Below are 13,959 nucleotides of genomic sequence, written 5' to 3'. Positions count from 1 at the left end.
AATTCAACATTCAACATTCACCATTTAACATTTCATTTTCTATCTACTCATTTATACTATAATTAGGTGCTTCCTTCGTTATAGAAATATCATGGGGATGGCTTTCCTTTAATCCTGCTCCAGTAATTCTGATAAATTTACCTTTATTTTGTAATTCCTCAATGGTGGCAGCTCCACAGTAGCCCATACCCGCTCGAAGGCCACCAATCAATTGATATACAGTATCCTTCAAAGGCCCCTTATAGGGAACCTTGCCTTCAACCCCCTCGGGAACAAGTTTTTTACTGTCAGCCTGGAAGTATCGATCCTTACTTCCCTTTTCCATAGCTGCTATCGATCCCATCCCTCGATAGGATTTGAAGCTCCTTCCCTTGTAAATGATGGTTTCACCAGGGCTTTCTTCAGTTCCAGCAAATAATGAACCCACCATAATTACGTTAGCACCGGCTGCAATGGCCTTTGGTAAATCTCCAGAGTATTTGACTCCCCCATCGGCAATAATCGGTACACCATGTTTTTTAGCCACTAGAGCGCAATCATAAATTGCTGTTACTTGGGGTACGCCAATTCCTGCAACAACCCTTGTTGTACAGATTGATCCCGGACCGATTCCTACTTTAACAGCATCCACACCTGCTTTTATCAGTTCTTCTGTAGCTTCGGCTGTAGCCACATTCCCAGCAATAAGCTGTAGCTCAGGATATGCTGTTTTTATTTTCTTTACTGCTTCAATAACTCCCTTCGAATGACCATGGGCTGTATCAACTACTACAATATCCACCTTAGCCTTTACCAGGGCGTCGATTCTTTCCATCATATCTTTAGTTATTCCCACAGCAGCGCCAGCTAATAATCTTCCTTTACTATCCTTTGCTGAGTTAGGATATTTTATCGCCTTTTCTATGTCTTTAATTGTTATTAAACCCTTAAGGGTTCCTTCTTTATCAACGATAGGAAGCTTCTCAATCTTATATTTCATAAGAATCCCTTGGGCCTCTTCCATGGTGATTCCTTCTAGAGCAGTTACAAGATTATCCTTTGTCATAACCTCTTTTATAGACTTTTGATAATTGGTTTCAAATCTGATGTCTCGATTGGTTATAATTCCTACAAGTTTGCCGTCGGTGGTTATGGGTACACCAGATATATGGTAACGTTCCATTAGTTCTAAGGCATCGGCTACTATATGATTAGGGCTAAGATAGAAGGGATCTACAATTACTCCATGTTCACTCCGCTTAACCTTGTCCACCTCTAGGGCCTGTTCTTCGATGGACATATTTTTATGAATAATCCCTACGCCACCTTCTCTAGCCATGGAAATAGCCATCTTCCCCTCAGTAACTGTATCCATTCCCGCACTCAACAACGGTATATTGATTTTAAGAGTTTTGGTTAAATGTGTTGTAACATTTACTTGATGGGGCAGTATTTCTGATTTAGCGGGAATCAACAATACATCGTCAAAGGTCAAGCCTTCCTTTAAAAATTTATCCTCCATCCTTTCTCCTCCTTGTATAAATTTCTTTAAAAAATAAAAACCCATATAACAATTACCCTCATAGAGTGAAATTATTATACAGGTTCTTATAAAACCTCAGCAAAACCACATAGTACTCCCTACTACATAGCCCCACCGAATTGGCTTTTGAATATAATAATCCCACCCATAGTCAAACGATTTACGGTCATTTGGTAGAAACAGCCAAACCTTATTAATGGCATTATATGAGTGAAAAAATCTATTGAATTATATTATAAGTTATCAGAAGGATTTTGGTATGTCAAGATAATTTTATTAATAAAAAGAAGGCACCTTAATGATGCCTCCAAATTATCAAATAGAATAAAAACCATTAAACTCCTGCAATCCGAGATAACAAGAAAATGGCGGTGCCTACATTCTATTCTTCTATAGGGTTTTTCTTATTATTGGTCTTTTCAATAAATCTATCTAGTTGTATTATGTATCTTTCATGGGTTCCTTCTCCGATTTTTTCCTTTTCATCAAAGGCCTCCACCTTAAAGGTTAATCTCTTTCCTTCAATTTTAATCAGCTCAGCAGTTGTGTAAACCTTCATTCCCACTGGAGTTGCAGCCAAATGCTTCACATCAAGATGGGTGCCTACCGTTGAATATCCCTTAGGCAGATGAGGATCTACGGCCTTAAGGGCTGCCTTTTCCATTAATCCAATCATTAAGGGTGATGCAAATACCTTCACACCGCCACTTCCGAAGGCCTCTGCTGTATCCTTTTGATCAACAACTATTTCCACCTTAGCCACCATATTTAGAACCAAATTAAATTCATCCATTTAACCTCACCCTCCTAAAAAAATTATTTAATTATTTGCTCAAAAACCAGTGGACATACCCGCACTGATCACAGACATAATTATCAGCAGCTTTATTAGCCCAGTCAAAGCCTAAAAAGGAGGCTCCAGCTGTATTCATAAGGGTTTCTCTATGCCAAAACTGATCATGACCGCAAACCTGACATTTTAGCAAGTTCCCCAAGACTTCAATTGATTTTGCCTCTTTACCCATTTTTATACCCCTTTCTATCCAATCTTTTTATTCATGATATCATCCACTGCCTTTAACCTTTCGATAATGGGCAGCTTCTGTGTACATAAAGTTTCACAGGCTCCACAGGCTATACATTCAGAAGGAAGAGGATTGGTATCCTTTATTGTTCCAATTTCTTTAAGCCAATTTAGATGCCTTACCATCGCTTCCTCACCATCTAATATTGCTAAATTATATGCCTCCAAGTAATGATGTATCATAATCTTTTGGGGACATTTTAGACAATAGCCACAGGTGGTGCATAGTGAATTCATTTCTTCACCCAATCTACTGTTTATTTCATAATACTTTTCTTTAGATACAGTTATTGGATGATTGGCAACCTCTACATTTTCTTCAACCTCTTCGATACTAGACATTCCAGCCAATACTACCGTAATCCCCTCTTGAGCTGCATTAAATCTTAGGGCAGCCTGACTAACAGTTTCACCCTCTCTTTCAGTTAAGAAGCTAAAATAGTCCTTGTGCTGGGGTATGAGACCGCCTCCTAAAGGATTCATGGTTACTACACCGATGCCCTTCTTTAAAGCAGCATCCACTCCTCTTTGTCTATAGGGATGATTAATAACATTATACCCTAGAAGAACTCCTTCAAAAACATCATCATTAATAATCTTTTCGATATCTTCACCCTTACAATGGGTCGAGAATACAAGATGATCTATTAATCCTTCTTCCTTTGCCTTCAAAGCCCCTTCATAGGCTCCACCCGGAGTCATAACCCTCTCATAATGATTTAGGTCCATTATACACCACATGTGAAAGAAGTTGATTTTCTCTAAACCCATTTTCATTAGGGAGTCCTCAATCCTCCAGCGAACCTTATCGGCAGTATCCTCTTTATTTACTGAGCTCTTTGTAGATACATAGAATTGTCCAGGCATCTTCTTAAAGGCTTTACCAAAAATGTCTTGGCTTCTATCGTTACAATAAAAAGGAGCTGTATCGAAGTAGTTAATCCCCAATTCATTGGCTCTTCTTACTACCTCTGCAGCATAATCTTCATCCTTTCCAAATCTCATTCCTCCAAAGCCTATTACAGATACTTCTTTTCCTGTTTTCCCGTAGGGTCTGTATATCATCTGCTATGCCTCCTTCGCTTTAGTTATAATATTGATATTTTATGCTAACAAATCTCAAATCCTCTATTGTATCTGTATTGCATATTCATAGCTAAGTATCTAACTATAATTTAGTTCTTTTGCATTTTCAATTTTCAGTTCTCCATTGTCAATTTGAGACTTTATTTAGCATTACTTTAATTATACTAAAAATTATTTCGTTTTTCCAATTATTCATAGATATATTATCTGGTGATCAGTTAACCTATAGGCTATTGTGGGAAACAAAAAAATAAACAACCGGGTATTCAATAGGATTGAATTACCCGGTTATCTTATAATCCTTCTCTGTTCAGCAGAATAAAAAATCTTCTGTAATACTCAGAACCTCAAATCCCTTCTAACAGAAAAACGATATTCACTAAATTTGCCTTACTTCTTACTTCTTACTTCTTACTTCTTACTTCTTACTTCTTACTTCTTAACTGCAAAATTCATACTTCATACTTCATACTTCATACGAACTTCTTTGAACTTCTTACATACAGTTAAATGGTAAAACCTTACTCAGCGAAACTAATATTTTTACGGACAACCTGCATAAAAATGGTACTGCTTCATCAGAGAAGGATTAGCAAGAAGAAGTGAAGCTTTCTTCTTGTATTCATTATATCACAATCCTATAAGGTGTGCAATATAAAATTAATTATTTAAAATTTTCTGATATTGTATAAATATGTAAGAGGGTGCAGTATTCCACACCCTCTTTTTCATTACATCATTGGCATTCCGCCGCCCATTCCACCAGGCATTGCTGGTTCTTCTGATTTTATATCAACAATGGCTGCTTCTGTAGTTAATAACATAGCAGATACTGATGCTGCATTTTGTAATGCTGATCTAGTAACCTTAGTTGGATCAACGATACCAGATTCTATCATATTTACATACTTCTCATTTAATGCATCAAAGCCTATTCCAACACCAGAAGTCATAACCTTATCAACGATTACAGAGCCTTCTAAACCAGCATTTTCTGCTATTTGTCTTAATGGCTCCTCTAGAGCTCTTCTGATAATCTTAACTCCAGTTTTTTCGTCTCCCTCTGTGGTATCTAGTAAGGCATCTACTGCTGGAATTGCGTTTACTAAAGCTGTTCCTCCACCAGATACAATACCTTCTTCCACAGCCGCTCTAGTTGCATTTAATGCATCTTCAATTCTTAGCTTTCTTTCCTTAAGCTCTGTTTCAGTGGCAGCACCCACTTGAATCACAGCAACTCCACCAGAAAGCTTAGCAAGTCTTTCCATAAGTTTTTCTTTATCAAATTCTGAGGTTGTTTCTTCTATTTGAGCCTTTAATTGATGTACTCGATCTTTAATTGCTTTTTGATCTCCAGCACCTTCAACAATTGTTGTATTTTCTTTATCTACCTTAACAGTTCTGGCAGTACCTAACATATCCAATGTAGCTGTTTTTAAATCATAACCTAACTCCTCTGAAATCACAGTTCCTCCAGTTAGGATGGCGATGTCTTCTAACATAGCCTTTCTTCTATCACCAAAGCCAGGAGCTTTTACTGCTAAACACTCAAATGTTCCCCTTAGCTTGTTAACTACTAGAGTTGCTAAGGCTTCACCCTCTACATCTTCAGCTATGATTAGTAGCTTTCTACCTTGTTGCACGATTTTTTCAAGGATTGGAAGGATTTCTTGGATATTTGAAATCTTCTTATCGGTAATTAGAATATATGGGTCATTTAATACAGCTTCCATCTTTTCTGTATCTGTTACCATATAAGCGGATAGGTATCCCCTATCAAATTGCATACCTTCTACCACCTCTAGAGTAGTTCCCATAGATTTTGATTCCTCTACAGTGATAACTCCATCCTTACCAACCTTCTCCATTGCGTCAGCAATTAGCTTACCAATTTCTTCGTCACTGGCTGAAATTGCTCCAACTTGAGCAATAGCATCTTTGCTTTCAACTGGTTTAGAAATTTTCTTTAACTCCGCAACTACTGCATCTACAGATTTTTGAATACCCTTCTTTAAAATCATAGGATTAGCACCAGCAGCAACGTTCTTTAAACCCTCTCTGATAATGGCTTGAGCCAATAATGTAGCGGTGGTTGTTCCGTCTCCTGCTACGTCGTTGGTTTTAGTAGCAACCTCTTTAACCAATTGCGCTCCCATATTTTCATAGGCATCTTCTAACTCAATTTCTCTTGCAATAGTTACCCCATCATTGGTTATAAGAGGAGAACCAAACTTCTTATCTATAACTACATTTCTTCCCTTTGGACCTAATGTCACCTTCACTGTATTTGCAAGCTTATTTACGCCTTCCTCCAATGAGCGGCGAGCTTGTTCACTAAATTTAATTTCCTTGGCCATTTTATATAACCTCCTTATAGAATTATTTATTAAAATTAAGTATGATGTTTCTTACTCAACAATGGCTAATATGTCACTTTGTTTTAAAATGGTGTACTCAACACCATCATACTTGATTTCTGTACCTGCATATTTTGAAAATATAACTTTGTCTCCCACCTTAAGCTCCATTTTTACTTCCTTACCATCAATCATTCCACCTGGGCCTACAGCCATTACTTCAGCCATTTGTGGTTGTTCCTTTGCAGAACCTGGTAATACGATACCGCTTTTGGTCTTTTCTTCAGCTTCAAGTCTCTTAATTACTACTCTGTCACCTAATGGTTTGATATTCATTATAAACCCTCCTTATGATTTTTATTATTAATTAATTTTTTCTCTTCACTGTTAGCACTCACCACTATCGAGTGCTAATCACAATTATAATGTTATATAAAAGTAAATATACTAGCAAACCTCTAATTTCATCATTTTAGCCTATTATTACCACTATATGAATAATATATGTGATTACTTAGTTATTTCACTTATTTTCATTAATTTTCTTCATATACTTTGGTTTTTCTAATAAAATAAGGACTTAAAACAATAAAATGAAGGAGTCCAAATTGGAATTCCTTCATTTTAACCAAAGAATCAATTATCAAAGAACCTTTGTCTCGTTCATTACAAGCTGAGACCTAGCATCTAGGAAGTCGGCGGCTCTCCTACACATCATCATTCTAGTTAGGAAAATCTCAAAATACTCCATTATTGAGGATATCTCTAAATCAATATTTAAATCTAGCTGAATGGTTCTTTTACCCCCATCCACCTCTAAATTAGAATGAACTACTGCATAATTAACCCTATAACGAATAATGTTAGTATTTACCTAAGCTTATCAATAAATGTCGCCACAGTATTTAGTATAGGCTGTACAAAGGGATAAAATATTGGAATAAACACTGCAGGAAGCATGTTACCAACAGAGATTTTTTTAATTTCTAGAATATTGATAGATATCCCCATAATTAGCAAGCCACCTATTGCTGACATTTCAGCAATAACTCCCTCAACCAGCAATGGCTTTATAAAGGAGGCTGTCACGGTAATTAAGCCTTGATAAACGAATACCGCTATAGAAGAAAAAACCACTCCAATTCCCAAGGTAGATGCAAATATAATTGCCGAGATACCATCGATAAGGGATTTAGCGTACAGGGTCTGATTGCTTCCGGTTAAACCACTTTCCAAAGAGCCTACAATTGCCATTGCCCCTACACAGTAAATTAGGCTGGCGATCACAAAACCCTTGGCCATTGTTCCTTCGCCTTTACCCACATTACCTTCTAGCCAATCACCAAGCTTTTGAAGCTTGTCCTCAATTTTTAAGGCTTCCCCTATTATGCTACCAATTACAATAGAGAATATCATCAGAAGTATATTTTCACTTTTTAAGGCTCCCATTAATCCAATAATCAAAACACTTAAACCTAAGCCCTGCATAATGGTGGTTTTATAGCTGTCAGGGATTCCCTTTCGCAATAAAATACCTAAAAGTCCTCCAACAATAATTGCTGCTGCGTTAACAATTGTGCCTAACATCCTTATCCTCCTTACCAATGTTCTTTTCTCGTCCATAATAAAAAAAGTACTGCTGTGCATATCCTGCATATTCCCCATACTGATTTTTTGCAAAAGCCTCTATATCCTTCTCCTTCATATCCTTATGAAAGTAAAAGTGCTCCATTAAGCGTTTTATCCATACATCCACAGGAAAAGCATCCAGCTTTCCAAAGGAGAAAAATGCTATACAATTGGCCACCTTTGGTCCTACGCCCATTAGCTCCAATAATCTCTTTTTGCAATTGACTGTGTCTTCTTTATAAAGACTATTTAAAAGTTCTGGCTCCTCATATACCCTTTGGGCTGTTTTAATAATGAATGGCCCTCTATATCCCATATTGCATGCTGATAAAGCCCCATTATCCAAATCCTTCAATACATGGGGCTCTGGAAAGCTATAATATTCAACTCCATTGAAGCTTCCAATTCTTTTTCCATAGCTCTTACATAGCAATTCAATAGATTTTTTAATTCTAGGAATGTTATTATTAGCAGAAATGATAAAGGAGATAATCGTTTCCCAAGGATCTTGCCTTAGAATCCTTATACCACTGCCGAAGGCAGTAGCAGCCCTCATAACCTCATCATTATCAGAAAGCTGATTCTTAATAATGGAATAATCGGTATTTAAGTCGAAATAATTATGCCATATTCCGACAAAGTCATCCTCTGTACTGCCTTTAAAATAGATATCCTGTTTTTTTTGAGTCATGTTCAATATTCTACCCTGGACAACTCCTGTATAGCTACCATCAGCTTCCTTATTCCATCTAAAGCATTGTCCACATTCAAAAATATGCTCCAGCTGAAAATCTCCCTGGTTTTTTAGGTATATTGAATCACCATGCTGTATCAGTTTTTTCATTTTATCACCATGTCTTTTCTAGTCTTCTTCATTCTGATTTACTGGTTTATAGATGTAATACAATTGATAAATCTGCTTTCCTGTTAATGCATCAAAGTATACAATTATTTGTTGTTGATTTTGATCCACTTTGAAGCTGTGGGTTAATCTAGGCTTATACCTTGTTTCAAAGGTTCTAATTACCGACAACCCATCATATTGCAAGGAACCATATTCTTTAGTATAAGTAGCTATGATGTCCTCAACATTAACGACGTCATCAAAGGAGGGGGTAATGGTTCTGCTATAATCATTACTATATTTTATTACCTCTCCAGAGCGGGAGTCAATGTTAATTGTGTATGCATCAGACACCATCTTAATGTCTTTGTCTATGGGGGTAAACCTAAAGGAATATATGGTCTTTTTCTCGTCTTCTATCTTTAGGTTAAATATTTCTTCAAGGACATCATATTTATAAAAGCCCTTTAAATATTCTCTAGCCAGCTCAAGGGCATTTTCTTGGCTTAAACTTTTCTTTCCACCAGTGGATCTATCCTCAAAATTCCTTATTGCACCATTTAGCGCGTCCACCCACACAATATGCTTTATTTCTTTATTATCTTCAATAGTAAATTGATAGTAATGAAGACCATCCCTATAATTAGGAGGGCTGATATCTGCATCCTCAACTTCAAAATCAGGATATGCCTTTAGAAGAGAAGCAGTGGCCTTTTCTTCAGAAATATAGTGGGGATGCTTATTGGGAATTACACTATGTCTGTAAAGTCGAGACATCTCCTCTACATTTCCAGCCCACTGAACTAAATTCATTATTGATTCCTTTCCCTTATCCCCTGGCTGTTCCTTAAGCTTAGTAAACACCAAAGAGAATCTATCAAAATTTTCGTGGGCCTTGTCCAACATTTCTATATCAAACTCATTTAAGGTATTTTCATTCACAATGAATTGGGTATTAAGATAATTAATCATTGTATTTCGAAGGGCCTCTATACCACTTAAGCCTTTAGCTAATTCTTCATTAGGGTTTTCTATTGATTGATTTAAAGCAACCCAATGGCTAAAGGAGACTACCAGTTCTTGAACTGAACCCTGAAGGCTTTGAAGGGATATCAAAGACTTACTCTCCTTTAAATCTCTTATATGTAGCATCGTTTGTCTAATATTTCTTTCCACTTGTGCAGAAACAAGTTGATTGGTATCCGTTAATTTATCCCTTGCTTCCTTAAGCTGAAAATAATAGATAGCATTTAAAGACAAACTTAATAACAAAATAATGATTATAATAAAGCGTATTATTTTTGTCATAGCTGCCCCTCCTTATCTATAGCTATAGAATAATCATACCACAAAGTGCTGGCTGTGAATAGCTTACTAATTCATAAGGTTTTCTTAATCAAAAAAATCTTTAAACCAAGAAGGGATACTGGCTTCCATCTTGGCTTAAAGAAATATTCTTAATCTAATTATAAATCTTACTCTTCATTCTTAACTCTGCATTCTTAATTCTTCATTTCCTATCTCGTTTTCCCACATTAGTATGGCTTCAAGGACTCCACCAGCAATACATCTACCCTTGTCTGATATCGTCGTGATATAGGAAGGTTCTATTCGGGGATCTATGTCTCCAATCTTAAGGCCTGCTTTTACCTCTATACCCTCATAAATAAGACCCCTAAGGATACCATCAATAGCCGCTGTAACAGGACACCCATTCACAGTAGCTACAATATCCCCCTTTATCACTCTATCCCCTATTTTTTTGATGTTTTTTATAACCCCATCGACGGGTGATTTCAAAAGCCTATCTCTAGAGAAGCCCACGATATTTCCAGGGATTCCTGTATCAGCCTCTGCCCTTCCTTTAAGGATTATTCTACCTAAATTATGACCCCTATTGGTTTCGATTACAACATCTACATCTTCACCAGCTGTAAATCCTGGCCCTAGCCCAATGACTAAAGCTTCCTTCATCTTATATGTACCTAGATTCTTTTTGGCTAATATTGCATCAATCACCACATCAAAGCTAAGTTTTTCATTGATAACCCCCTCTGGGTCTGGGATAACAGGAATTACCCCCTCCTCAAGAATATCTAACGCCGCCAGATGGGTTAATGCCCTTTTAGCCTTTACTCCTTCTACCTCCCACTCTTCTTCGAAAATACAATTGGCGAAGGAAACGGTTCTTCTGATACAAGTAGGTACATTTATATCCGTCATAACTACTTGAAAGCCACTTCTAAATAGCTTGTGACCAACTGCAGTTGCTAAATCTCCTGCTCCCTTAATTAATACTAACTTCTTCATACAATAACCCTCAATTCTATTTAAAAAATACCCTCCACCTGCAACTCACTAATTTCTTCATCACTCAAATCCAATAGTTCCTTTAAGATTTCATGAGTATGCTCTCCAAGAATCGGAGCTGGTCTAGTAATCTCCCCTTGAGTTTCGCTCATTTTTATTGGAACTCCTGGCATCTTAAAGTTACCTGCAGTTGGGTGTTGAACCTCCACTACCATTTCCCTAGCCAATAGTTGAGGATTTTCTAGTACCTTATCTATGGTATTAATTGGTCCATTGGGAACTCCAGCTGCATCAAGGATTTTTAGCCAGTCCTCAGTGGTCTTCTCTTTAATTTTATCAGCAATGATAGGTCTTAGTAAGGGGTAATTTTGATTTCTAAGGGGGTTGGTTTTATATTTTTCATCCTCTATAAGATCTTGACAATGAATAGCCTCACAGAATTTTGCCCAAAGGACATCATTTCCAGCTGCAATCATAATTTCTCCATCTGCCGTTTCAAAGGGCTCAAAGGGTACAATTGAGGAGTGTCGATTACCTGCTGGTTTAGGAATCTCTCCCGTTACTACGTATCGAGCAATGGCATTTTCCAAAATTGCCAGCTGGCAATCCAACATTGCGACATCTACCTTTTGACCTTGCCCCGTTTGGTTTCTATAATTTATAGCTGCAAGAATGCCAATAGCACTGAATAATCCCGCCGTAATATCTCCGATGGATGGTCCAACCCTCGTAAACTTACCATCCTTTTCGCCAGTAATACTCATGATCCCCCCCATGGCTTGTACTACAGCATCATAGGCGGCCCTTTGGCTGTAGGGACCAGAATGGCCGAAACCAGAGCAAGCGGCATAGATGATTGCTGGGTTTACTTCCTTTAGCTTATCATAACCTAGACCAAGCTTTTCCATAGTTCCGGGTCTAAAGTTTTCAACAATTACATCACACTTTTTCATCATATCCATAAAGAGTCTCTGAGCCTTTTCCTTTTTCAGATTTAAGGTCATGCTCCTTTTGTTTCTATTAATACTCATAAAATAGGCGCTTTCTCCATTAACATAGGGTCCGAACTGCCTTGAATCGTCCCCTACCCCGGGCATTTCAACCTTAATTACCTCAGCACCCATATCAGCCATAATCATGGTTGCATAGGGCCCTGCTAATACTCTTGTTAAATCCAGAACCTTTATTCCTTCTAAAGCTTGCTTCACAGAATTACCTCCCATTATTTTTTATAGGGTATTCTTTTAGATGGCTCAAATCCACTTTTTCCTTCTGTTAAAATCTCACCATATACCTTTACATTACGATCTTCAAGGTGATCAAAGATCATTGGGGACTTTGTTCCATAGCTGATGTATCTTATAGGATTAGGATCTAGCTTGGCAGCAATAATTTCCTCTGTACCTCTGGCCAATGCAAGGGTCTGTCCTATGGGACTTATAATCATACTATGACCAAAATAATAATTCTTACCTGCATCAGGCCCTATTGAATTGGCTGCCAGCATATAAACATGATTATCATAGGCTCTAGCCTTATTTACAAATTCCCAGATTTCAAAGCTTCTTAAAAGGGCAGAGGGTCTCGTTACAATTTCAGCTCCCTTTAGGGCCAGTACCCTTACCAGTTCTGGAAAGTCTCCATCATAGCATATAATCATCCCAATTTTACCAAGCTTAGTTTCCACAACTACTGTATGGTTTCCTGGAGTTGTCCACCCACCGCCCTCAATTCTTTCGGTGGGGAAGGGGTGAGTCTTATGATAATTCCCCAATATTTCTCCATCATCATCTATTAAAATGGAGCTATTATAGATAACCCCCTTTTCTTTACCCCTCTCGTATAGCGGGAAAATCACATGGACTCCTAACTCTGCTGCTAGCTTTTGAATTCTTACCGTATGATCTCCCGGCACGGGCTTAAGGAGCTCATAAAACTCTTCAGAGGGCATAGCGGGGCTAAAGCCCGTAGTGATGGATTCTGGAAACACCACCAATTCAGCTTCATAATCCTTTACGGCCCTTTCTAACCAATGGCAGCATTTATCAATGTTATAATTAATATCATTGGGCTCAACAGCTATTTGTACACATGCTGCGATATGCTCCTTCATATATATATCCCTCCTACCTTCATATTAAAATTTACCCGCCCCATTGGGACGGGTAAAAGATTATTTTTCATCAAAGGCTACGATTCTACAAATACTGGATTCTCCACCAACAAATTTCCATGGGAAGCATCCAATGATCAGTCTTCTATTTAATACCTTATCGATTTCTCCCCCAAGATTTTCTGCATGGATGATTTCATGAGGCTTAGGGAATACCTTAATATGCATTGCTTGGTAGGTATCTGGCCAGGAATACATTTCATCTAAAGACTTACCATATTTCTGCTTCATATATTCATCGGCCCTCTTAGCCTCTAATGGTTCCCAATCTCTAATTTTAGTATTCATAGGGTGATCTGCAGAACCACAATCAACGCCTATCCACTTGATTTCCATCTCCTTAACCCAATCTACAAAGTCCATTGATGGGCCAGGATGTCTTAACATATACCTTCTTTCGTCTGCCTTTGGTTGATCCCAACCATACTTATGATAGCCTGTATTAATAATTAATATATCGCCCTTTTTAACTTCAACCCTATCAGTTATATCCTTGGGTGTATAAATTCCATAGTCTTCTGCCATATCAGAAAGGTCTACCACAACACCAGGACCAACAAGCTTATCAAGTTCTAATGAAGCTATATCTCTACCAGCTGTATCAAAATGCAATGGACCATCCAGGTGGGTACCCACATGATTGGAGGTTGTAATCAGCTGACCATTGGCTCCATTAGGCGATAATCTTTTGAAGAACTTAATTTGTAGAGGCTCATAGGTGGGCCATGGGGGTGTTAAGTGACTGATGTTTTGTGTTAAATCATACATTTTTACATTGTTCCAGAAATTCATTATAAATTCCTCCCTTATAATTTGATTTAAATGAATAGCTAATGATGCAGGTTAAATGTTAAATGTCGAATGTTGAATGTTGAATGTTGAATTATTGAAGAAATTTCTATGGAAATTTCGTAATAAATTTTCAAAATCTTTGATTCCACATTTATTCTCAAT

Annotated in this window: 14 protein-coding genes and 1 riboswitch; all 14 genes read right to left on the bottom strand. The window is 37.5% G+C overall.

Annotation, left to right across the window (positions count from 1 at the left end; genetic code table 11):
- Positions 1-43: 43 nt before the first annotated feature.
- On the bottom strand, positions 44-1,501 hold the full coding sequence (guaB, locus tag F8153_RS03285; RefSeq protein WP_151864933.1) for an IMP dehydrogenase: 1,458 nt from the start codon (positions 1,499-1,501) through the stop codon (positions 44-46).
- 149 nt (positions 1,502-1,650) lie between these two features.
- A riboswitch (purine riboswitch) is annotated at positions 1,651-1,752 on the bottom strand.
- 152 nt (positions 1,753-1,904) lie between these two features.
- Positions 1,905-2,315 (bottom strand): thioesterase family protein, encoded by a 411-nt coding sequence (locus F8153_RS03280; RefSeq protein ID WP_151864932.1) that lies wholly within the window; start codon positions 2,313-2,315, stop codon positions 1,905-1,907.
- Positions 2,316-2,346: 31 nt separating this feature from the next.
- Entirely contained in the window at positions 2,347-2,547 is a 201-nt protein-coding gene (locus tag F8153_RS03275) for a hypothetical protein (RefSeq protein WP_151864931.1), read from the bottom strand.
- Positions 2,548-2,561: 14 nt separating this feature from the next.
- Entirely contained in the window at positions 2,562-3,671 is a 1,110-nt protein-coding gene (locus F8153_RS03270) for an aldo/keto reductase (RefSeq protein ID WP_151864930.1), read from the bottom strand.
- Positions 3,672-4,423: 752 nt separating this feature from the next.
- Entirely contained in the window at positions 4,424-6,049 is a 1,626-nt protein-coding gene (gene groL, locus F8153_RS03265; RefSeq protein WP_151864929.1) for a chaperonin GroEL, read from the bottom strand.
- 51 nt (positions 6,050-6,100) lie between these two features.
- On the bottom strand, positions 6,101-6,385 hold the full coding sequence (gene groES, locus F8153_RS03260) for a co-chaperone GroES (RefSeq protein WP_151864928.1): 285 nt from the start codon (positions 6,383-6,385) through the stop codon (positions 6,101-6,103).
- 307 nt (positions 6,386-6,692) lie between these two features.
- On the bottom strand, positions 6,693-6,863 hold the full coding sequence (locus F8153_RS15970) for a hypothetical protein (protein WP_192929633.1): 171 nt from the start codon (positions 6,861-6,863) through the stop codon (positions 6,693-6,695).
- 56 nt (positions 6,864-6,919) lie between these two features.
- A complete protein-coding gene (locus F8153_RS03255) occupies positions 6,920-7,636 on the bottom strand; it encodes a DUF554 domain-containing protein (protein WP_151864927.1) in 717 nt (238 codons plus the stop codon).
- On the bottom strand, positions 7,617-8,522 hold the full coding sequence (locus tag F8153_RS03250) for a DNA-3-methyladenine glycosylase family protein (RefSeq protein ID WP_151864926.1): 906 nt from the start codon (positions 8,520-8,522) through the stop codon (positions 7,617-7,619). The genes F8153_RS03255 and F8153_RS03250 overlap by 20 nt, the downstream gene beginning before the upstream one ends.
- A gap of 18 nt (positions 8,523-8,540) precedes the next feature.
- Entirely contained in the window at positions 8,541-9,830 is a 1,290-nt protein-coding gene (locus tag F8153_RS03245; RefSeq protein WP_151864925.1) for a PepSY domain-containing protein, read from the bottom strand.
- Positions 9,831-10,010: 180 nt separating this feature from the next.
- On the bottom strand, positions 10,011-10,832 hold the full coding sequence (yqeB, locus tag F8153_RS03240) for a selenium-dependent molybdenum cofactor biosynthesis protein YqeB (RefSeq protein ID WP_151864924.1): 822 nt from the start codon (positions 10,830-10,832) through the stop codon (positions 10,011-10,013).
- Positions 10,833-10,852: 20 nt separating this feature from the next.
- The gene (locus tag F8153_RS03235) at positions 10,853-12,040 is read right to left on the bottom strand and encodes a CaiB/BaiF CoA transferase family protein (protein WP_151864923.1); all 1,188 of its coding nucleotides are present in this window, start codon (positions 12,038-12,040) and stop codon (positions 10,853-10,855) included.
- 14 nt (positions 12,041-12,054) lie between these two features.
- Entirely contained in the window at positions 12,055-12,945 is an 891-nt protein-coding gene (locus tag F8153_RS03230; protein WP_151864922.1) for a carbon-nitrogen hydrolase family protein, read from the bottom strand.
- 60 nt (positions 12,946-13,005) lie between these two features.
- The gene (locus F8153_RS03225; protein ID WP_151864921.1) at positions 13,006-13,797 is read right to left on the bottom strand and encodes a cyclase family protein; all 792 of its coding nucleotides are present in this window, start codon (positions 13,795-13,797) and stop codon (positions 13,006-13,008) included.
- Positions 13,798-13,959 lie beyond the last annotated feature (162 nt).

The organism is Alkaliphilus serpentinus (assembly GCF_009017255.1).
Lineage (GTDB): Bacteria > Bacillota > Clostridia > Peptostreptococcales > Natronincolaceae > Alkaliphilus_D > Alkaliphilus_D serpentinus.
This window is presented reverse-complemented; position numbering and strand designations above follow the sequence as displayed.

What these genes read in the sequence shown, in the direction of transcription:
- guaB (WP_151864933.1), bottom strand. Translation starts at nt 1,501, where the DNA reads ATGGAGGATAAATTTTTAAAGGAAGGCTTGACCTTTGACGATGTATTG.
- F8153_RS03280 (WP_151864932.1), bottom strand. Translation starts at nt 2,315, where the DNA reads ATGGATGAATTTAATTTGGTTCTAAATATGGTGGCTAAGGTGGAAATA.
- F8153_RS03275 (WP_151864931.1), bottom strand. Translation starts at nt 2,547, where the DNA reads ATGGGTAAAGAGGCAAAATCAATTGAAGTCTTGGGGAACTTGCTAAAA.
- F8153_RS03270 (WP_151864930.1), bottom strand. Translation starts at nt 3,671, where the DNA reads ATGATATACAGACCCTACGGGAAAACAGGAAAAGAAGTATCTGTAATA.
- groL (WP_151864929.1), bottom strand. Translation starts at nt 6,049, where the DNA reads ATGGCCAAGGAAATTAAATTTAGTGAACAAGCTCGCCGCTCATTGGAG.
- groES (WP_151864928.1), bottom strand. Translation starts at nt 6,385, where the DNA reads ATGAATATCAAACCATTAGGTGACAGAGTAGTAATTAAGAGACTTGAA.
- F8153_RS03255 (WP_151864927.1), bottom strand. Translation starts at nt 7,636, where the DNA reads ATGTTAGGCACAATTGTTAACGCAGCAGCAATTATTGTTGGAGGACTT.
- F8153_RS03250 (WP_151864926.1), bottom strand. Translation starts at nt 8,522, where the DNA reads ATGAAAAAACTGATACAGCATGGTGATTCAATATACCTAAAAAACCAG.
- F8153_RS03245 (WP_151864925.1), bottom strand. Translation starts at nt 9,830, where the DNA reads ATGACAAAAATAATACGCTTTATTATAATCATTATTTTGTTATTAAGT.
- yqeB (WP_151864924.1), bottom strand. Translation starts at nt 10,832, where the DNA reads ATGAAGAAGTTAGTATTAATTAAGGGAGCAGGAGATTTAGCAACTGCA.
- F8153_RS03230 (WP_151864922.1), bottom strand. Translation starts at nt 12,945, where the DNA reads ATGAAGGAGCATATCGCAGCATGTGTACAAATAGCTGTTGAGCCCAAT.
- F8153_RS03225 (WP_151864921.1), bottom strand. Translation starts at nt 13,797, where the DNA reads ATGAATTTCTGGAACAATGTAAAAATGTATGATTTAACACAAAACATC.